Annotated in this window: 18 protein-coding genes; 13 read left to right on the plus strand and 5 right to left on the minus strand. The window is 68.7% G+C overall.

What is annotated here, in order from left to right:
- The first annotated feature begins 180 nt into the window (after window positions 1–180).
- The 7 genes from W7S_RS23985 to W7S_RS24015 all read left to right on the plus strand — a co-directional run bounded on the left by W7S_RS23985 (window position 181) and on the right by W7S_RS24015 (window position 7,124).
- Entirely contained in the window at window positions 181–1,185 is a 1,005-nt protein-coding gene (locus tag W7S_RS23985; RefSeq protein ID WP_036429554.1) for an ABC transporter substrate-binding protein, read from the plus strand.
- 113 nt (window positions 1,186–1,298) lie between these two features.
- Window positions 1,299–1,973 (plus strand): allophanate hydrolase subunit 1, encoded by a 675-nt coding sequence (locus W7S_RS23990; RefSeq protein WP_008261736.1) that lies wholly within the window; start codon window positions 1,299–1,301, stop codon window positions 1,971–1,973.
- A 33-nt stretch (window positions 1,974–2,006) separates the two neighbouring features.
- Window positions 2,007–2,924, plus strand: coding sequence for a 5-oxoprolinase/urea amidolyase family protein (locus W7S_RS23995; RefSeq protein WP_008261737.1), 918 nt, complete (start codon window positions 2,007–2,009; stop codon window positions 2,922–2,924).
- Between the two features lie 277 nt (window positions 2,925–3,201).
- On the plus strand, window positions 3,202–4,647 hold the full coding sequence (locus W7S_RS24000; RefSeq protein ID WP_050989399.1) for an MFS transporter: 1,446 nt from the start codon (window positions 3,202–3,204) through the stop codon (window positions 4,645–4,647).
- Window positions 4,648–4,736: 89 nt separating this feature from the next.
- A complete protein-coding gene (locus W7S_RS24005; protein WP_026071138.1) occupies window positions 4,737–5,888 on the plus strand; it encodes a uroporphyrinogen-III synthase in 1,152 nt (383 codons plus the stop codon).
- Window positions 5,879–6,640, plus strand: coding sequence for a sirohydrochlorin chelatase (locus W7S_RS24010; protein WP_008261744.1), 762 nt, complete (start codon window positions 5,879–5,881; stop codon window positions 6,638–6,640). The genes W7S_RS24005 and W7S_RS24010 overlap by 10 nt, the downstream gene beginning before the upstream one ends.
- A 31-nt stretch (window positions 6,641–6,671) precedes the next feature.
- Window positions 6,672–7,124, plus strand: a complete 453-nt coding sequence (locus tag W7S_RS24015) for a hypothetical protein (protein ID WP_008261746.1) — start codon at window positions 6,672–6,674, stop codon at window positions 7,122–7,124.
- Window positions 7,125–7,136: 12 nt separating this feature from the next.
- Here W7S_RS24015 and nirD read toward each other — a convergent pair whose 3' ends face one another.
- Together nirD and nirB are read right to left on the minus strand one after the other, a co-directional pair.
- Window positions 7,137–7,505, minus strand: coding sequence for a nitrite reductase small subunit NirD (gene nirD / locus W7S_RS24020; protein WP_008261748.1), 369 nt, complete (start codon window positions 7,503–7,505; stop codon window positions 7,137–7,139).
- Window positions 7,502–10,096: a nitrite reductase large subunit NirB gene (gene nirB, locus W7S_RS24025; protein WP_081490142.1), complete on the minus strand. Its 2,595-nt coding sequence runs from the start codon at window positions 10,094–10,096 to the stop codon at window positions 7,502–7,504. Before nirB ends, nirD begins: the two co-directional genes overlap by 4 nt.
- Before the next feature lie 228 nt (window positions 10,097–10,324).
- Here nirB and W7S_RS24030 point away from each other — a divergent pair, with 228 nt between their 5' ends.
- Complete coding sequence (locus W7S_RS24030) at window positions 10,325–10,765, plus strand: Hsp20/alpha crystallin family protein (protein WP_008261751.1); 441 nt, start codon at window positions 10,325–10,327, stop codon at window positions 10,763–10,765.
- 65 nt (window positions 10,766–10,830) lie between these two features.
- Here W7S_RS24030 and W7S_RS24035 read toward each other — a convergent pair whose 3' ends face one another.
- Window positions 10,831–11,604, minus strand: coding sequence for an isocitrate lyase/phosphoenolpyruvate mutase family protein (locus tag W7S_RS24035; protein ID WP_008261753.1), 774 nt, complete (start codon window positions 11,602–11,604; stop codon window positions 10,831–10,833).
- Between the two features lie 105 nt (window positions 11,605–11,709).
- Here W7S_RS24035 and W7S_RS24040 point away from each other — a divergent pair, with 105 nt between their 5' ends.
- The 5 genes from W7S_RS24040 (at window position 11,710) to W7S_RS27245 (ending at window position 15,964) form a co-directional block, all read left to right on the plus strand.
- Window positions 11,710–12,015, plus strand: a complete 306-nt coding sequence (locus W7S_RS24040) for a hypothetical protein (protein WP_008261755.1) — start codon at window positions 11,710–11,712, stop codon at window positions 12,013–12,015.
- A gap of 95 nt (window positions 12,016–12,110) precedes the next feature.
- On the plus strand, window positions 12,111–12,938 hold the full coding sequence (locus tag W7S_RS24045) for a hypothetical protein (RefSeq protein ID WP_008261757.1): 828 nt from the start codon (window positions 12,111–12,113) through the stop codon (window positions 12,936–12,938).
- Between the two features lie 46 nt (window positions 12,939–12,984).
- The gene (locus W7S_RS24050) at window positions 12,985–14,928 is read left to right on the plus strand and encodes a fumarate reductase/succinate dehydrogenase flavoprotein subunit (protein WP_008261758.1); all 1,944 of its coding nucleotides are present in this window, start codon (window positions 12,985–12,987) and stop codon (window positions 14,926–14,928) included.
- A complete protein-coding gene (locus W7S_RS24055; protein ID WP_003874034.1) occupies window positions 14,929–15,675 on the plus strand; it encodes a succinate dehydrogenase/fumarate reductase iron-sulfur subunit in 747 nt (248 codons plus the stop codon). It abuts the gene before it with no gap.
- A 124-nt stretch (window positions 15,676–15,799) separates the two neighbouring features.
- Window positions 15,800–15,964: a hypothetical protein gene (locus W7S_RS27245; RefSeq protein ID WP_008261761.1), complete on the plus strand. Its 165-nt coding sequence runs from the start codon at window positions 15,800–15,802 to the stop codon at window positions 15,962–15,964.
- 20 nt (window positions 15,965–15,984) lie between these two features.
- Here the strand turns inward: W7S_RS27245 and W7S_RS24060 are convergent, their stop codons facing one another.
- Together W7S_RS24060 and W7S_RS24065 are read right to left on the minus strand one after the other, a co-directional pair.
- Entirely contained in the window at window positions 15,985–16,473 is a 489-nt protein-coding gene (locus W7S_RS24060; protein WP_008261762.1) for a flavin reductase family protein, read from the minus strand.
- Window positions 16,474–16,554: 81 nt separating this feature from the next.
- Window positions 16,555–17,616, minus strand: a complete 1,062-nt coding sequence (locus W7S_RS24065) for an isopenicillin N synthase family oxygenase (RefSeq protein WP_170320617.1) — start codon at window positions 17,614–17,616, stop codon at window positions 16,555–16,557.
- Window positions 17,617–17,686 lie beyond the last annotated feature (70 nt).

The following is a 17,686-nucleotide window of genomic DNA, read 5'->3' on the forward strand; positions in this document are numbered from 1 at the left end:
TGGTGGGACTCCCTTGTGGGTAGGCGCGGGCGGTGACCACTTGACGCTAGAGAGGCACTGTTACCGGTCCGGGTGTGCACAGTTACGCGGGCGATACGCAGAAATCGCAACGGGGCCGGCGCGTTTGTCAGAACTCTGCAACGCGAGCCGCCGGGTGGCGGAACGCGATACTCTCACGCGATGCGACAGGGATGGAATCGACGGGGATTCTTGCAGCTCGCAGGGGCTTCCGGCGTCGCCGCGCTGGCCGGGTCCTCGGCGCTTTCGGCGGGGTGCTCGTCAAACAAAACCGCACCGGGAGCCACGCCGGGATCGGTGACCCTCACCCACCTGTTCGGTCAGACCGTCATCAAAGAGCCGCCCAAGCGCGTCGTCAGCGCCGGCTTCACCGAGCAGGACGACCTCCTCGCCGTCGGTGTGGTGCCGATCGCGGTGACCAACTGGTTCGGTGACCAGCCGTTCGCGGTCTGGCCGTGGTCCGCGCCCAAGCTCGGCGGCGCGCGGCCGGTGGTGCTGAACCTGGACAACGGCATCCCGGTCGACCAGATCGCTGGGCTGAAACCGGACCTGATCGTGGCCGTCAACGCCGGCCTCGACGCCGACACCTATCAGAAACTGTCCGCGATCGCCCCGACCGTCGCGCAATCCGGGGGCGACGCCTTCTTCGAACCGTGGAAGGAGCAGGCCGCCGCCGTCGGGCAGGCCGTGTTCCAGGCGGACCAGATGAAGTCGCTGGTCGACGGTGTCGACCAGAAGTTCACCGACGTCGGCAAGAGAAACCCGCAGTGGACCGGCAAGAAGGCGCTGCTGATGCACGGCGCGCTGTGGCAGGGGACCGTCGTGGCCACCATGGCGGGCTGGCGCACGGATTTCCTGAACCAGATGGGGCTGGTCATCGCCGACACCATCAAACCGTTCGGCACCGATCAGCGCGCCGTCATCCCGCGCGATCACATCAAGTCCGTGCTCGATTCGGCCGACGTGGTGATCTGGACGACCCGCAACCCCGACGATCAGAAGGCCCTGCTGGCCGACCCCGAGGTGGCCGGGTCACTGACCACCGCGCAGAACCGCCACATCTTCACCACCGCGGAGCAAGCCGGCGCGATCGCCTTCGCCTCACCGCTGAGCTACCCCCTCGTCGCCGACCAACTGCCCCCGCTGCTCGCCAAAATCCTGGGCTAGCCGCTCGCGCGCATCCTGGCTGTTTGAGCGTTTGCTAAGGCAGCTCTGGCAGTGCTCGAAAATCCCGCCGCCGCCCCTCGCACGAGCCCCGATCCCGGGGTTACCGTCGAGTAATGAGCGTGACGGACCTTAGCGGCGACCTGGCCCACGAACTGCCGACCGAGCTGGCCGGCAACACCGTCCTGGACTACGGCGACCGGGCGCTGATGGTGCAATGTGGCAGTGCCGCAGAGGTTTTGGCGTGGACCGCCGCGCTGCGCTCCGAGCCGATCGCGGGCGTGGTCGATGTCGTGCCGGCCGCCCGCACCGTGCTGGTGAAGCTGGACGGCCCACGCCGCCAGGGCGTCGTCCGCCGGAGGCTGCACGCGATGCGCGTCACCGCCACGCCACCGGCCCCGTCCGAGCGCGGCGCCGACGTGGTGATCGACGTGGTCTACGACGGCCCCGACCTCGCCGAGGTCGCCGGCCACACCGGGCTGACCATCCCGCAGGTGATCGACGCCCACACCGCCACCCTGTGGCGGGTCGGATTCAGCGGATTCGCACCCGGTTTCGCGTACCTGGTCGACGGCGACCCGCGCCTGCGGGTGCCCCGGCGTCCCGAGCCGCGGACCGCCGTGCCGGCCGGATCCGTCGCCCTCGCCGGAGAATTCAGCGCGATCTATCCCCGGCAATCCCCCGGCGGGTGGCAACTCATCGGCCACACCGACGCGGTCCTGTGGGACCTGCAGCGCCCGGACCCTGCGTTGCTGATGCAAGGCATGTGGGTTCAGTTCCGGGCCGTCTAGCCCAACCGGGCCGCACCATTCAAGGAGGCAGTCGTGGCAGTCCTGGAGATCCTGCGCACCGGGCCGTTCGCCGTCGTCGAAGACCTCGGCCGGCCGGGACTGGCCCACCTCGGCGTCAGCCGGTCCGGGGCCGCCGACCGGCGAGCGCACAAACTGGCCAATCGGCTGGTGGCCAACCCCGACGACCGCGCCACCGTGGAGGTGACGTTCGGCGGGTTCGCGACCAGGGTCCGGGGCAGCGACGTCGACATCGCGGTGACGGGCGCCGACACCGATCCGACCGTCGACGGAATCGAGTTCGGCACCAACAGCATTCAGCACGTGCGCGACGGTCAGGTGATCTCTTTGGGCGCCCCGCGGGCGGGGCTGCGAAGCTACCTCGCGGTCCGCGGCGGGATCTGCGTGGAGCCGGTGCTGGGCTCGCGCAGCTACGACGTCATGTCGGCCATCGGGCCCTCACCCCTGCGGGCCGGGGACCGGCTGCCGATCGGCGAGCACACCGCGGACTACCCCGAGTTGGACCAGGCGCCGGTGGCGGCCATCACCGGCGGCGTCGTCGAGCTGTCCGTGGTGCCCGGGCCGCGCGACGACTGGTTCCTCGACCCCGACGCGCTGGTGCGCACCGCTTGGGTGGCGTCCGATCGCAGCGACCGGGTGGGGATGCGGTTGGTCGGCCGTCCCCTGCAATGCCTCCACCCGGACCGGCAGCTGCCCAGCGAGGGTGCCACCCGTGGCGCAATCCAGGTGCCGCCCAACGGTTTACCGGTGATCCTCGGTCCGGACCACCCCGTCACCGGTGGCTATCCGGTGGTGGGTGTGGTGATCGACGAGGACGTCGACAAGGTCGCCCAGGTGCGGCCCGGCCAGTCGGTGCGGCTGCACTGGGCGCGGCCGCGTACCCCGGTCGGCGCCGTGGCCGGGGCCGGCGTCGCGAGTTGGCCGTTCGGCTAACGCAATTCCGGCGTTCGACTGTAGGACAGCTCACAAAGTCCGACGCACCGGCGTGAGATCACTTGGCGGCGATCGGCATTCGCGCGCGCCGGCACCCTTCAGGGACTTACCAGATAACTGGTAATCAACTAACAGCCCATATCGGCCGATTCCGGTTGACCCGCTCGCGTCCTAGATGTGAGCATCGGAAACCTACGGCGGGGCATGCCCCTTCATGCGGGACGCCCACGCGCGTCGCCGGCCAGACCCCGAACTGCTTCCAAAGAGAGGGATCGGTATGCACGCACGCGCAGCGTCCATATGCCAACGTGCCCAGGTGATCTCGCCGCGCCGCAGCCATCGCATCGCGGACTGGAATCCCGAAGACGCGGCGGCCTGGGAGGCCGGGAACAAGAAGATCGCCCGGCGCAATCTGCTCGGCACCATCGCGGGTGACCACGTGGCCTTCTCGATCTGGACGCTGTGGCCCGTCATGGCGCTGTTCATGCCGGGCGCCGTCTACGGTTTCTCCGCGGGCGACAAGCTGCTGCTGGGCGCGGTGGCCACCCTGGTCGGTGGTTGCGCCCGGATCCCCTACACCCTGGGCATCGCCGCCTTCGGCGGTCGCAATTGGACGACGTTCTCGGCCTTCGTGCTGGTGATCCCGACGGCGGGCACGATCGCCCTGTTGGCCAACCCCGGCCTGCCCCTGTGGCTCTTCGTGCTGTGCGCCGCGCTGACGGGGCTGGGCGGCGGCAACTACGCGGCCTCGCTGGCCAACGTCAACGCCTTCTACCCGCAGCGCCTCAAGGGCGCCGCGATGGCGGTCAACGCCGGCGTCGCCAACCTCGGCGTCGCGGTGATCCAGCTGATCGGCCTGCTGGTGCTGGCCACCGCCGGGCACCAGGCCCCGTACTGGGTGTGCGCGATCTACCTGGTCTTGCTCGTCGCCGTGGGGATCGCGGCCGCGTTGGTCATGGACAACGTCCACCACGGCACCCAGCTGCGCACCATGCGCTCGATCCTGTTCGAGCGCGACACCCACGTCATCTCGCTGCTCTACATCGCCACCTTCGGCTCCTGGATCGGGTTCTCCTTCGCCTTCGGGCAGGTGCTGCAGGTCCACTTCCTGGAAAGCGGGGAAACCGCCAAGCACGCCGCGCTGCACGCCGCCCAGGTCGCCTTCGTCGGCCCCCTGCTGGGCTCCGTGGCGCGCATCTACGGGGGGCGGCTGGCCGACCGCATCGGCGGCAGCCGCGTCACGCTTGGCGTCCTCGCCGGGATGACCCTGGCGGCCGCGCTGTTGGTCACCATCAGCGCCCTCGAGGACCAGCAGGCCGTAACACGTTCCGTCAGCATGATCGGCTGCGTCGCCGGCTTCATGGTGCTGTTCGTCCTGTCCGGCATGGGAAACGGGTCGGTGTTCAAGTTGATCCCGACGGTCTACGAGGCCCGCAGTCGCGGGCTGGCCATGAGCGAAGACGACCGTCGTCGTTGGGCGCGCGCGCAGTCGGGATCGCTGATCGGCATCTGCTCCGCGGTCGGCGCGTTCGGCGGCGTGGCAATCAACCTGGCGCTGCGGCAGTCCTACCTGAGCACCGGTACCGAAACGGCGGCGTATTGGGCGTTTTTGGCTTCCTACGTCGGCGCGGCGATCATGACCTGGATGGTCTACGTCCGGCGTCCCGTCACGGCCCCGGGCCGCTCCGGGGCGCGGGCGGAAGCCGAGGCCGCCCGTGTGTGAGCGGACTCGCAACACGGGCAATGCCACAGCAATTGCCCGGTAACGCAACCGAAATGTCGCAGGCATACACACTTCATATGGCCCCCCAACTGGCCCCACCAGACTCCGCGCCGCTGACCGGCTACCGGATCGCCGTGACGTCGGCGAACCGGGCCGAAGAGCTGTGCGCGTTGCTGCGCCGCAACGGCGCGGAGGTGTCCAGCGCCGCGGCCATCAACCTCATCGCGCTGCCCGAAGACGAAGAACTGCACCGCCACACCGAAGCGGTCATCGCCGAGCCTCCCGATATCTTGGTGGCGCACACCGGCATCGGCTTCCGCGGCTGGGTCGCCGCGGCCGACGGCTGGGGACTGGCCACCCAGTTGCTGGCGTCCCTGTCTCGGGCGCGGATCGTGGCCCGCGGGCCGAAGGCGACCGGCGCCTTGCGCGCCGCCGGACTGCATGAGGAGTGGTCGCCCAGGTCCGAATCGTCGAGCGAGGTCCTGCGCTACCTGCTCGAATCGGATATCGCCGGAAAGCGGGTCGCGGTCCAGCTGCACGGCGCGGCCGACACCTGGGACCCGTTCCCGGAATTCCTCAACGGGTTGCGGTCCGCGGGCGCCCAGGTGGTCCCCATCCACGTATATCGCTGGAAACCAACGCCGGCCGGCGGCGACTTCGACCAACTCGTCACCTCGGTCGCCCGGCGGCAGTTCGACGCGGTGACCTTCACCTCGGCGCCCGCGGGCGCGGCGCTGCTGGAGCGCAGCCGCGAGTTGGGCGTCGAAGAACAACTGCTGCAAGCACTTCGCAGCGACGTGCACGCGATGTGCGTGGGCCCGGTCACCGCGCAGCCCCTGCTCCGCGCCGGGGTCCCCACGTCGTCGCCCGAGCGAATGCGGTTGGGGGCGTTGGCCCGTCACATCGCCCAGGAGCTCCCGACCCTTCGCTCGACCACCATCCGGGCGGCCGGCCACGAGATGGAGATCCGCGGGACCTGCGTGCTGGTCGACGGTTCGCCGCGGTCCCTGTCGGGATCGGGAATGGCGACGCTGCGCGCGCTGGCGGAGCGCCCCGGCGACGTCGTCGCGCGCAACGACCTGTTGCGGGTGCTTCCCGGCAACAGCAACGATCCCCACGCCGTCGACACGGCCGTGCTGCGGCTGCGAACGGCGCTGGGCGACAAGAACATCATCGCGACGGTGGTCAAGCGTGGCTACCGGCTCGCGATCGACCATCCGGACGAATCCCCATGGCACTGATCCTGGTGGCGCACGGCACCCGCAGGCCCGGCGGCGTGGCGATGGTCGAAGACCTTGCGGCACAGGTGAGTACGCTCGTCCGCAGCCCGGTCGACGTGGCGTTCGTCGACGTGGTGGGACCCACCCCCAGCGAGGTGCTGGCCACAGCGAAGGCCGCCGGCCGGCCGGCCATCGTGGTGCCGGCGTTCCTGTCGCGCGGATATCACGTCCGGGCCGACCTGCCCGCCCACGTCGCGATCAGCGGTCATCCGAACGTGACCGTCACCCCCGCGCTGGGCCCGAGCGGGCAGGTCGCGCGGATCGTCGGCGATCAGCTGCTGAAATGCGGTTGGCGGCCGGGTGATTCGGTGATTCTGGCGGCCGCGGGAACCTCGGACGACAACGCCCGCGCCGACCTGCACACCACGGCGACGTTGTTGTCGGCGCTCACCGGGTCGCGGGTGAGCCTGGCGTTCGCGGCCACCGGGGACCCGCAACTGCACGAGTCGGTCGACCGGGCGAGGCGCCGCGGTGGACGCGTCGTGGTCGCCTCCTACCTGTTGGCCGACGGCCTGTTCCAACAACGGCTGCACGACTGCGGCGCCGACCTGGTCAGTCAACCGCTGGGCACCCATCCCTGCCTGGCGCGCCTGATCGCGAACCGATTCCGCCGCGCCCTGCCGCCCGCCCTGGCCGCCACCGCCCGGCATGCGTCGCGTCGATCGGCCCCCCAACAGGTCACCCACGCGCGCGCGTTACGGCCAATTCCTTGATCTTTGGGCTCGAACCGGCGATCCTGGCACCATGCCCCGTCGCGAAGAGCCGTCGCGTGGCATCCTTGATCCGGTCGCCAAGGCGCTGCGTTTGCCGTTCGGCACACCGGAATTCATCGACCGGCTCGTCACCGGAGGGGTCAATCAAATCGGCCGCCGGACCCTGACGATGCTGATCACCACCTGGGATGCCGCCGGGGGTGGGCCGTTCGCGGCCAGCGCCGTCGCGTCCACGGGCATGGCCAAGACCGCCGAAATCGTCCAAAGCAATTTCGTGGGCCCGGTCTTCGGCCCGCTGCTGAAAATCCTCGGCGCCGACAAGGCGGCCACGCGGGCCTCGTTGTGCGCCTCCCAGCTCGTGGGCCTGGGCATCATGCGCTACGGCATCCGCTCCGAGCCGCTGCACTCGATGTCGGTGGACGCGCTGGTCGACGCGATCGGTCCGACGATGCAGCGCTACCTGGTCGGCGACATCACCCGGTGAGCGGTCGCGCGCTCAGGCCGCCCGGGCCTCGGCGTCGCGGGCGATCTGCACGAAGCCGTCTGCGGTGATCCGCACCGGGTACACCGGCACCGAAACGCTCGGATCGTCCAGGCAGGAACCGTCTTCGAGCGAGAACGCCTGCTTGAGAATGGGCGACTGAACCGTGACGCGGCCTCCGCGGTCGCCGACGATGCCGCGGGACAGCACGGCCGCCCCGGAGAACGGGTCGACGTTGCCCACCGCGTGCACGGACCCGTCGTCGAGCCGGAACAACGCGGCCTGGGAACCGTCGTCGAGCAGCACGCCGACGCCGCGGCCCGGAATGAGGTGGTCGTACGCGCACGCGCTCGTCCACACGGCAATGTCGTTGAGAAGCGTCATGATACCTTCCTCGTTCCTTCGGAGTTGTGCTCGCGAACCGTCGGCATGCCAATGGACACAGGGATTTTGCGCCCGGCGTGCTCGGTGAACGTCACCGTCGAATCGACGGCGTCGGGGGCGTTGACGAACGAAACGAAGCGCGAGAGCTTGTCCGGGTCGTCGAGCACCCCCTTCCATTCGCACTTGTAGTTGCGCACGTGCCGCTCCATCGCGGCCTCGAATTCGGCTGCCAGGCCCAGTGAGTCCTCGCAGACGACCTCGCGCACGTGGTCCAGACCGCCGTCGAGCGACTCGACCCACGGCGCGGTGCGCTGCAGCCGGTCAGCCGTGCGGATGTAGTACATGACGAACCGATCGACGTACCGGACCAGCGTCTCGGTGTCGAGGTCGCTGACCAGCAGCTGCGCGTGCTTGGGGGTCATCCCGCCGTTGCCGCCGACGTAGAGGTTCCAGCCCTTTTCGGTGGCGATGACGCCGACGTCCTTGGAGCGGGCTTCGGCGCACTCCCGCGCGCAACCCGAGACGCCCATCTTGATCTTGTGCGGCGCCCTCAGGCCGCGGTAGCGCAGTTCGAGGTCGATGGCCAGCTGCACCGAATCCTGCTGCCCGTAACGGCACCAGTCGGTGCCCACACAGCTCTTCACCGTGCGCAGCGCCTTGCCGTACGCGTGCCCGGATTCCATGCCGCCGTCGACCAGGCGCTTCCAGATCTCGGGCAGTTGGTCCACCCGCGCGCCGAACAGGTCGATGCGCTGGCCCCCGGTGATCTTGGTGTAAAGGCCGAAGTCCTGGGCGATCTGGCCGATCAGGATCAGGTGCTCGGGCTTGATGTCGCCGCCGGGGACCCGCGGCACCACCGAGTAGCTGCCGTTCTTCTGGATGTTGGCCAGGAAGTGGTCGTTGGAGTCCTGCAGCGACGCCTGCTCGCCCTCGAGGATGTGGTCCGAACCGGTGGACGCCAGGATCGAGGCGACCACGGGTTTGCAGATGTCGCAACCCTTTCCGCGACCGAAGCGCTCCAGCAGTCCGGAGAAGGTCCGCAGCTCGGTGGCGGAGATGATCTCGAAAAGCTCGGCGCGCGACTGGCTGAAGTGCTCACACAGCGCCTTGGACTGCTCGACGCCCTCGGCTTCCAGCAGCTGCTTGAGCAGCGGCACGCACGACCCGCACGACGTCCCGGCCGAGGTGCACGACTTCAGCGAGGGCACATCGGCGCAGCCGTCGGCGATCGCGCACTTCAGATCGCCCTTGGTGACGTTGTTGCACGAGCAGATCTGGGCCGAATCCGGCAGCGCCCCAATGCCCAACGCCTCGCCGCCGCCGGATTGGGCCGGCGCGATCAGCGCGAGCGGATCCCCGGGCAGCTCGCTGCCGACCATCGGCCGCAGCACCCCGTAGGAGGAGGCGTCGCCGACCAGGACGCCCCCGAGCAGGGTCTTGGCGTCGTCGGAGAGCACCAGCTTCGCGTACGTCCGGTTCACCGCGTCGTTGACGGCGACCTCGAGGCAGTTCTCGGTGACGCCCATCGCGTCACCGAAGCTGGCGACGTCGACGCCCAGCAGCTTCAGCTTCGTGGACAGGTCCGCCTCGCCGAACTCCGCGACGCCGTCCAGCAGGCGGTCGGCCACCACCTCGGCCGAGGTGTAGCCCGGACCCACCAGGCCGTAGCACCGGCCGCCGATCGCGGCGACCTCGCCGATCGCGTAGATGTCGGGATCGCTTGTCCGGCAGGACACGTCGGTGAGCACACCGCCGCGCTCGGCGCGCGTCAGCCCGGCGGCGACCGCCAGTTCGTCGCGCGGCCGGATCCCGGCCGCGAAGATCACCAGGCCGGCGTCGACCACCTGCCCGCCGGTCAGGCGCACCCGCACCGACGTCGACCCGTCCGGGTGGTCGACCGATTCGATCGACTCGGTGCCGGTGCCGACATGCACGGAGATGCCCAGGTCCCCGACCATCCGGGCCAGCAGCGCGCCGCCGGCCTCGTCGATCTGCTGCGCCATCAGTCGCGGCATCATCTCGATGACGTGGGTCCGCAACCCGAACTGGCGCAGCGCATTTGCGGCCTCCAGCCCCAGCAGGCCGCCACCGATGACCACGCCCGCGGTCGCGTGTGAGCTTTGCGCCGCGCGCTGGGCGTCGGCGCGGATGGCGTCGAGGTCGTCGAGCGTGCGGTACACGTGGCAGGCGGGCAGGTCGTGGCCGGGCACCGGCGGCACGAACGCGTAGGAGCCGGTCGCCAGGACCAGGGTGTCGTAGTCGTGGCGCCGCCCGTCGGCGGTGAGCACCGACTTTGTCGCGCGGTCGATTTCGGTGACCCGCTGGTTCAGCACCAGCCGGACCCGGTCGTCGCCCGCGTACTCGTTGCCGGGCAGCGCGAGCAGCTTGCGGTCCCAGCTTTCGGTGTAGGAGGTCAGCCCCACGCGGTCATAGGCGGCGTCGGTCTCCTCGGCGAAAACCGTTATGCGCCAACGGCCCTCGGTGTCGCGGGCGCGGAGCGCCTCGACGAACCGGTGGCCCACCATGCCATGTCCGACTACGATGATGTGACGCGGCGCACAGCTTGCGCGCGAAATCCCGTCTGCAGACATGGCTTTGAGAGTAACGGCCAGAAATTACGTCTTTTTCGCGCAATGTGACAGTCCTATGACGAGGATCTCACAACTCACAGGGACGGCTGTGATTGATCGTTCGCTGCCGGCGAACGGCCAGTTGGAACTTAAGCGTGGTCGACTCATGTTTGTACTAGTAGCCGGTCATCGGAGCGCCGGTCACAGGAATCTCACAACGAAGATCAAGGAATCGAAAGGGGAAGCACCATGAGCAACCTCGCACTGTGGTCGCGACCGGCCTGGGACACCGACCGGTGGCTGCGCGACTTCTTCGGCCCCGCCGCCGCGGCGGACTGGAACAACCCGCTGAGCAGCGGTTGGCGCCCCGCCGCCGAGATCGTCAAGGACGGTGACGACGCGGTCGTACGTGTCGAGCTCCCGGGCGTTGACGTCGACCGGGACGTGAACGTCGAGGTCGACCGGGGTCGCCTGGTCATCCACGGCGAACACCGCGACGAGCACGCGGAGGAGAAGGACGGCCGGACGCTGCGCGAGATCCGGTACGGCTCGTTCCGCCGGTCGTTCCAGCTGCCCGCCCACGTCACCGGCGACGCCATCACGGCGTCCTATGACGCCGGAGTGCTGACGGTGCGGGTCAGCGGCGCGTACGCCGGGAACCAGGCGCAACGCATCGCGATCACCAAGTAAGGCGCCGACGAGACGCAACAGCCCCCGCACGCACCGCGTGTCGGGGGCTTTTGCGTCGCTGCGCGTCAGCCCCAGCGGGCGAGCAGCTCGTTGGCCCGGCCCGTCAGCGCGGCCTGCAGGAAGGGCCCGAAGCTGATTCGCGCCACGCCCAGCGGACCGAAGGCCGCGGGGTCGTCCTGGTCGGGCAGCGCGATCGCGTTGACCGGCAACACCAACTCCGCGGCCAAGCGCCGCAACGTGTCGGGGTGGTGGCGGCCGACCGGGTACAGGACATCGGCGCCGGCGGCGGCCGCCTGATTCAGCCGTGCCACGGCGCGGTCGACGCGATCGGACTCCTCGCCGTCTTGGCGCAGGAACAGATCGGTCCGGGCGTTGATGACCACATGCACCCCCACCGCGTCGGCGGCCGACCGCAGCGCGCCGACCAGCTCGGCGTGTTCCTCGGCGGACCGCAGCCGTCCGCCCTCCGAGTGCACGGTGTCCTCGATGTTCAGCCCGACGGCCCCGACGCTGAGCAGGCCCTCGATCAGGCGGTCGGCCGGAAGTCCGTAGCCGGATTCGATGTCCACCGAGACCGGGACGCCTTCCGTTTCCGAGACCGCCGCGGTGATCTGCGCGACGCGGGTGAGCACGTCGTCGAACGACATGCCCTCGTTGTCGGATTTGCCGATCGAGTCCGCCATCGGATGGCTCCCCACGGTCAGCGCGGCGAATCCCGCGCCGACGGCCAGTCGCGCCGACCAGGCGTCCCACACGGTCGGCAGGATGACCGGGTTGCCCGGCCGGTGCAGCTTCAACAGGGTGGCGGCGCGCTCGGCCGGCGTGTTGGGGCCCGTCATCAGTGTTTGCTCCCTTGGCGTCGGAGCTCAATGGTCTGACGTTCGCCTGTGCCGTGGATAGTATTGGGGACGTACTGTGATCCGAAACACTGCCGAGGAGATGCGTTGACGAGCACGACTGGCACGACAGAATTCGCCGAACTGCACGATCTGATCGGCGGCCTGCGGCGGTGCGTGAGCTCGCTGCGGTCGCGATACGGCGACAGCCCCGCGATGCGTCGCATCGTCATCGACGCCGACCGCATCCTGTCCGACGTCGATCTGCTCGACACCGACGTGTCCGAGTTGGACCTGGCGGGCGCCACCGTGCAGCAGTCGGGCGAGAAGATCGTCATCCCCGACACCCAGTACGACAGCGAATTCTGGCGTGATGTCGACGACGAGGGCGTCGGCGGTCACAACAGGGCCTGAACAACCCGAGCGCCCCGACTCCATGCCCCCCGCTGGAGGGGGCCTTCTCTCTGTGTACCCTTCGACAGACAGCCCGTTCGAAGAGGAACAACTAGATGAGCGCACCCACGGCGAACCGTCCTGCGTCCGGTGTCTTTTCACCCACGCGCGCCCGTATCCAGCAGCGGACCCTCCGTACCGACCGGTGGTGGATGTCGCCGCTGAGGATCGACCTCGGCTTCGCCGCATTCGTCATCTACGCGACGGCACGAGCGTTCCAGCAGAACTACTTCTTTGTCCCCAAATACCACTACCTGACGCCGTTCTACTCGCCGTGCGTCAGCAAGGGTTGCGGTGAGGCCGGCGACATCTGGCCGCAGTTCCTGCCCGACGTGTGGTGGCTGCCGTATGCGGCGGTGTCGCTGCCGTTCCTGCTGCTGTTCCGGTTGACCTGCTACTACTACCGCGGCGCCTACTACCGCACGGTGTGGCAGTCGCCCACCGCGTGTGCGGTGGCCGAGCCCCGCGTGCACTACAGCGGCGAGACGAAGTTCCCGCTGATCATCCAGAACACCCACCGGTACTTCTTCTACATCGCCTGCCTCATCTCGATCGTCAACAGCTACGACGCGATCGTCGCGTTCCATTCCGACAGCGGGCCGGGCGGATTCGGCTTCGGGCTGGGCAACCTGATCCTGCTGGGCAACGTCATCATGCTGTGGGTCTACACGCTGTCCTGCCACTCCTGCCGGCACGTCACCGGTGGGCGACTCAAGCACTTCTCCAAAAACCCTGTGCGGTATTGGATCTGGACGCAGGTCAGCGCGATGAACACCCGGCACAAGCAGTTCGCCTGGATCACGCTGGGCACCCTGATGCTCACCGATTTCTACATCGCACTGGTGGCCAGCGGCGCCATCAGCGACCTGAGATTCGTTGGCTGAAAAGCCATTTGACTTACAAATCAGAACGTAGCTAGCGAGGGTTTTCATGGTTGATGTCGAGCGGCATGCCTACGACGTAGTCGTCATCGGCGCCGGCGGCGCGGGATTGCGCGCGGTCATCGAGGCGCGCGAACGCGGCCTGCGGGTCGCGGTGGTGTGCAAGTCCCTGTTCGGCAAGGCACACACCGTGATGGCCGAGGGTGGGTGCGCGGCCTCGATGGGCAACACCAACCCGAAGGACAACTGGAAGACCCACTTCGGCGACACGATGCGCGGTGGGAAGTTCCTCAACAACTGGCGGATGGCCGAACTGCACGCCAAGGAGGCCCCGGACCGCGTCTGGGAGCTGGAAACCTATGGCGCGCTGTTCGATCGCCTCAAGGACGGCAAGATCAGCCAGCGCAACTTCGGCGGGCACACCTACCCGCGGCTGGCGCACGTCGGTGACCGCACCGGCCTGGAGCTGATCCGCACCATGCAGCAGAAGATCGTCTCGCTGCAGCAGGAGGACTACGCCGAGCTCGGCGACTACGAGGCCCGCATCCGGGTGTTCGCCGAAACCACGATCACCGAACTGATCAAGGACGGCGACGCGATCGCCGGGGCGTTCGGCTACATCCGCGAAAGCGGCAACTTCATCCTGTTCGAGGCGCCCGCGGTGGTGCTGGCCACCGGCGGCATCGGCAAGTCGTTCAAGGTCACCTCGAACTCCTGGGAGTACACCGGCGACGGGCACGCCCTGGCGCTCCGGGCGGGCGCGTCCCTGATCAACATGGAGTTCGTCCAGTTCCACCCGACGGGCATGGTGTGGCCGCCGAGCGTGAAGGGGATCCTGGTCACCGAGGGCGTTCGCGGCGACGGCGGGGTGCTGAAGAACTCCGACGACAAGCGGTTCATGTTCGACTACATCCCGCCGGTCTTCAAAGGCCAGTACGCCGAGACCGAGCAAGAGGCCGACCAGTGGCTCAAGGACAACGACTCGGCCCGCCGCACCCCTGACCTGCTGCCGCGCGACGAGGTCGCGCGCGCGATCAACTCCGAGGTCAAGGCCGGCCGGGGCAGCCCACACGGCGGCGTCTTCCTCGACATCGCGTCGCGGCTGACGCCGGCGGAGATCAACCGCCGCCTGCCGTCGATGTACCACCAGTTCAAGGAGCTGGCCGGGGTCGACATCACCAAGGAGCCGATGGAAGTCGGGCCGACCTGCCACTACGTGATGGGCGGCGTCGAGGTCGACGCCGACACCGGGGCGGCCACCGTGCCCGGGCTCTTCGCCGCGGGCGAATGCTCCGGCGGCATGCACGGCTCGAACCGGCTGGGCGGCAACTCGCTGTCGGACCTGCTGGTATTCGGCCGGCGCGCCGGCCTGGGCGCCGCCGACTACGTGCGGGCGCTGAGCAGCCGTCCGACGGTCGGCGACGGCGCCGTCGAGGCGGCGGCGAAGCGGGCCCTGTCCCCCTTCGAGGCGCCGGCGGGCGGCGGCCCCGGCGAGAACCCCTACACCCTGCAGCTCGAGCTGCAGCAGTCGATGAACGACCTGGTCGGCATCATCCGCAATGCCGACGAGATCTCCGAGGCTTTGGCCCGGCTCGACAAGCTGCGGGAGCGGTTCAAGAACCTGCATGTGGAGGGGCAGCGCCGCTACAACCCGGGCTGGAACCTGGCCATCGACCTGCGCAACATGCTGCTGGTCAGCGAATGCGTCGCCAAGGCCGCGCTGCAGCGCACCGAGAGCCGGGGCGGGCACACCCGCGACGACCACCCGTCGATGGACTCGTCGTGGCGCAAGCTGTTGCTGGTCTGCGAGGCAGTCGCCGAGCCAGGCGACGTTGAAGGCGCGGTGATCCCCGACATCACCATCACGAAGAAAGAGCAGACGCCGATGCGGCCCGATCTGCTGGAACTGTTCGACATCGCCGAGCTGGAGAAGTACTACACCGACGAGGAGCTCGCCGGGCATCCAGGGCGGACACCCAGGACGGAGAAGTAAATGACCTACAACGCGACGATGCGGGTGTGGCGCGGCGACGACGCCAACGGTGCGTTGCAGGACTTCACCGTCGAGGTCAACGAGGGTGAGGTCGTCCTCGACATCATTCACCGCCTGCAGCAGACCCAGACGCCCGACCTGGCGGTCCGGTGGAACTGCAAGGCGGGCAAGTGCGGCTCGTGCTCCGCGGAGATCAACGGCTATCCGCGGTTGCTCTGCATGACCCGGATGTCGACGTTCGCCGAGGACGAGGTCGTCACGGTCACGCCGCTGCGGACGTTCCCGGTGATCCGGGACCTGGTCACCGACGTCTCGTTCAACTACGAGAAGGCCCGCGAGATACCGTCTTTCGCGCCGCCCAAGGACCTGCAACCCGGCGAGTACCGGATGGCGCAGGAGGACGTCCAGCGCTCCCAAGAGTTCCGCAAGTGCATCGAATGCTTCCTGTGCCAGAACGTGTGCCACGTGGTCCGCGACCACGAGGAGAACAAGAAGGCGTTCGCCGGCCCCCGCTTCCTGATGCGGATCGCCGAGCTGGAGATGCACCCGCTGGACACCCGGGACCGGCGCAAGGACGCCCAGGAAGAGCACGGCCTGGGGTACTGCAACATCACCAAGTGCTGCACCGAGGTCTGCCCGGAGAACATCAAGATCACCGACAACGCGCTGATCCCGATGAAGGAGCGCGTCGCCGACCGCAAGTACGACCCGGTGGTCTGGCTCGGTAACAAGCTGTTCCGTCGCTGAGCGCTCCCGCCGCGCCCTCACCGGCTGGCGGGGTTAGGGCGTCGCGGTACCCGGGTAACCAACCTGCATCCTGTCGGGCCGTCCGGATGGACGGCCGCTGTACCAACGACCGGAAAGGCAGCTCATGGAACCCAGGCGAGAAACCGCCAGCATCAACAACATTCGGACCGCAATCCGGCAATTGTCCGTGCGCGCCCAGCTCGCGCAGAAGGAGGGGCGGCACAACGACGCCGCCGAACTCGAGAGCCGCATCCAGGGCTTCCGGGAAGAACTCAGCCACCGGCCCTAGCGCGCGCCGGCGGCCCCGGTTCAGGCGCCCAAGCGGCGGAAATTGCTCCGGTGGAACACGATGGGCGCCACGTCGGCGTCCACGGTCACCTCGCTGACCCGCAACACGACGATCGTGTGGTCACCGGCGGGAACGAGTTGCTCGATGGCGCTTTCCAGCCACAGGCCGGTGCCCTTGATGAACACCGCCCCGGTGGGCCGGGAGACGGTCTCCAGGCCTGCGAACCTGTCGCCGGTTTTGGCGGCCAGCGTGCGGGCGGCCTCGTCGTGCGCCTCGCCGAGCACGCTGATGCCCAGCATGGGCAGGTCCTTGAGTTTGGGCCAGGTCGTCGAGGTGTTCTGCACGCAGAACGACACCAACGGCGGGTCCAGCGAGACCGGCACGAAGGTGCTGGCGGCCAGCCCTTCCCGGGTTCCGTTCACCTCGGCGGCGATGGCCACCACACCAGACGGAAAATGACCGAAGGCCTCACGAAGTGACGACGCTGTCAGCTTGTTGTTCGAGTTCACCGGACTTTTTCGCCCCTAGAGCGCCAGACGTATTTTCGGGTCCGACCCTACCCGGCGCGCATCGTCCCGGCGCGGACACCCTTACTCGTTTTCTAAGCGCTCTGCCGAATACCCATGCGCGGAAGCGACATCCGGGTGCGAGCGCAGCCGGCTCTTCCAGGCGTTGCGGCCGTAGACCGAGAAGATGGGGTCGGCGGGATCCTGCGACGCCGCCCAGTCAGTCCCGGTGCCCGCCGCGAGTTCGCGAGGCAGCGCGAGCACGGGTATCCGCGCGTCGAGGCGCGGATTGAAGAAGTAGGGCACCGAGATCCGGTCGGTCGCCGGGCCCTGCAGGTTGACCCGGTGCTCGGTGGCCCGCAGGTAGCCGCGCGTCGCCGCCTCCAGCAGTTCACCGATGTTGACGATGAACGCCCCCTCGCGCGGGGGGACGTCGATCCAGGCGTCGTCGAACGCCCGCCGCACCTGCAGGCCCCGGCTGCCCGGCTCCGCCAGCAGCAGCGTGAGCACCCCGGCGTCCCGGTGCGCGCCCACGCCCTGGGAGCCGGCCGCGCGCCCCGGGTAGCGGATGATCTTGATCAGCGTGGCCGGGGTTTCGGCGAAGGCGGGGTCGAACACGTCCGCCGGGCTGCCCAGCGAGGCCGCCCAGTGCCGCAGCAGGGTGCGGGCCACCGCCGACAGCGCGGCGTCCCACTCCTCGACGAGTCCGGGCAGCTCGGGCAGCGCGGCCGGCCACTGGTTGGGACCCTGTAGCCACCGGTAGTCGGACTTGCCCAGCCCGCCGATCGGCGGACGTTGCGGCCCGATGTCGATCTGCTCGCGCCAATCCACCTCGCCGCGGGTCACCTCGCCGCCCAGGCGGGTGTAGCCGCGGAAATGCGGGCTGCGCACCATGGCGACCGAGTCCTTGTCGTGCTGCGGCAGCGCGAAGAGCCGGCGCGCGGCCTCGAGCATCCGCGTCACCAATTCCGGGGCGACCCCATGGCCGGTCAGATAGAAGAATCCGACCCGGTGGGCGGCCTCGCGCAGACCGTCCCGCAACCGCGCCGGATCGGCCCGCAGGTCGACGACCGGCACCGCAGTGACGCCCGGCACATCGCCCGTCCCGCGCCCGTCTCCGCAGGTAGCGCGGGTTTTCGACGGCATCGGCGCACCCTTCCCAACCGGTTGGTTAATTAGGCAATGAAATCTAGCTCACATCCGCTTGCATCCCACT

Origin of the sequence: Mycobacterium sp. MOTT36Y (assembly GCF_000262165.1) — a bacterium.
Taxonomy (GTDB): domain Bacteria; phylum Actinomycetota; class Actinomycetes; order Mycobacteriales; family Mycobacteriaceae; genus Mycobacterium; species Mycobacterium intracellulare.

What these genes read in the sequence shown, in the direction of transcription:
- W7S_RS24045 (WP_008261757.1), top strand. Translation starts at nt 12,111, where the DNA reads ATGAGCGCACCCACGGCGAACCGTCCTGCGTCCGGTGTCTTTTCACCC.
- W7S_RS24035 (WP_008261753.1), bottom strand. Translation starts at nt 11,604, where the DNA reads ATGACGGGCCCCAACACGCCGGCCGAGCGCGCCGCCACCCTGTTGAAG.
- W7S_RS24010 (WP_008261744.1), top strand. Translation starts at nt 5,879, where the DNA reads ATGGCACTGATCCTGGTGGCGCACGGCACCCGCAGGCCCGGCGGCGTG.
- W7S_RS24030 (WP_008261751.1), top strand. Translation starts at nt 10,325, where the DNA reads ATGAGCAACCTCGCACTGTGGTCGCGACCGGCCTGGGACACCGACCGG.
- W7S_RS23985 (WP_036429554.1), top strand. Translation starts at nt 181, where the DNA reads ATGCGACAGGGATGGAATCGACGGGGATTCTTGCAGCTCGCAGGGGCT.
- nirD (WP_008261748.1), bottom strand. Translation starts at nt 7,505, where the DNA reads ATGACGCTTCTCAACGACATTGCCGTGTGGACGAGCGCGTGCGCGTAC.
- W7S_RS24065 (WP_170320617.1), bottom strand. Translation starts at nt 17,616, where the DNA reads ATGCCGTCGAAAACCCGCGCTACCTGCGGAGACGGGCGCGGGACGGGC.
- W7S_RS24015 (WP_008261746.1), top strand. Translation starts at nt 6,672, where the DNA reads ATGCCCCGTCGCGAAGAGCCGTCGCGTGGCATCCTTGATCCGGTCGCC.
- W7S_RS27245 (WP_008261761.1), top strand. Translation starts at nt 15,800, where the DNA reads ATGGAACCCAGGCGAGAAACCGCCAGCATCAACAACATTCGGACCGCA.
- nirB (WP_081490142.1), bottom strand. Translation starts at nt 10,096, where the DNA reads ATGTCTGCAGACGGGATTTCGCGCGCAAGCTGTGCGCCGCGTCACATC.
- W7S_RS24000 (WP_050989399.1), top strand. Translation starts at nt 3,202, where the DNA reads ATGCACGCACGCGCAGCGTCCATATGCCAACGTGCCCAGGTGATCTCG.
- W7S_RS23990 (WP_008261736.1), top strand. Translation starts at nt 1,299, where the DNA reads ATGAGCGTGACGGACCTTAGCGGCGACCTGGCCCACGAACTGCCGACC.
- W7S_RS24050 (WP_008261758.1), top strand. Translation starts at nt 12,985, where the DNA reads ATGGTTGATGTCGAGCGGCATGCCTACGACGTAGTCGTCATCGGCGCC.
- W7S_RS24055 (WP_003874034.1), top strand. Translation starts at nt 14,929, where the DNA reads ATGACCTACAACGCGACGATGCGGGTGTGGCGCGGCGACGACGCCAAC.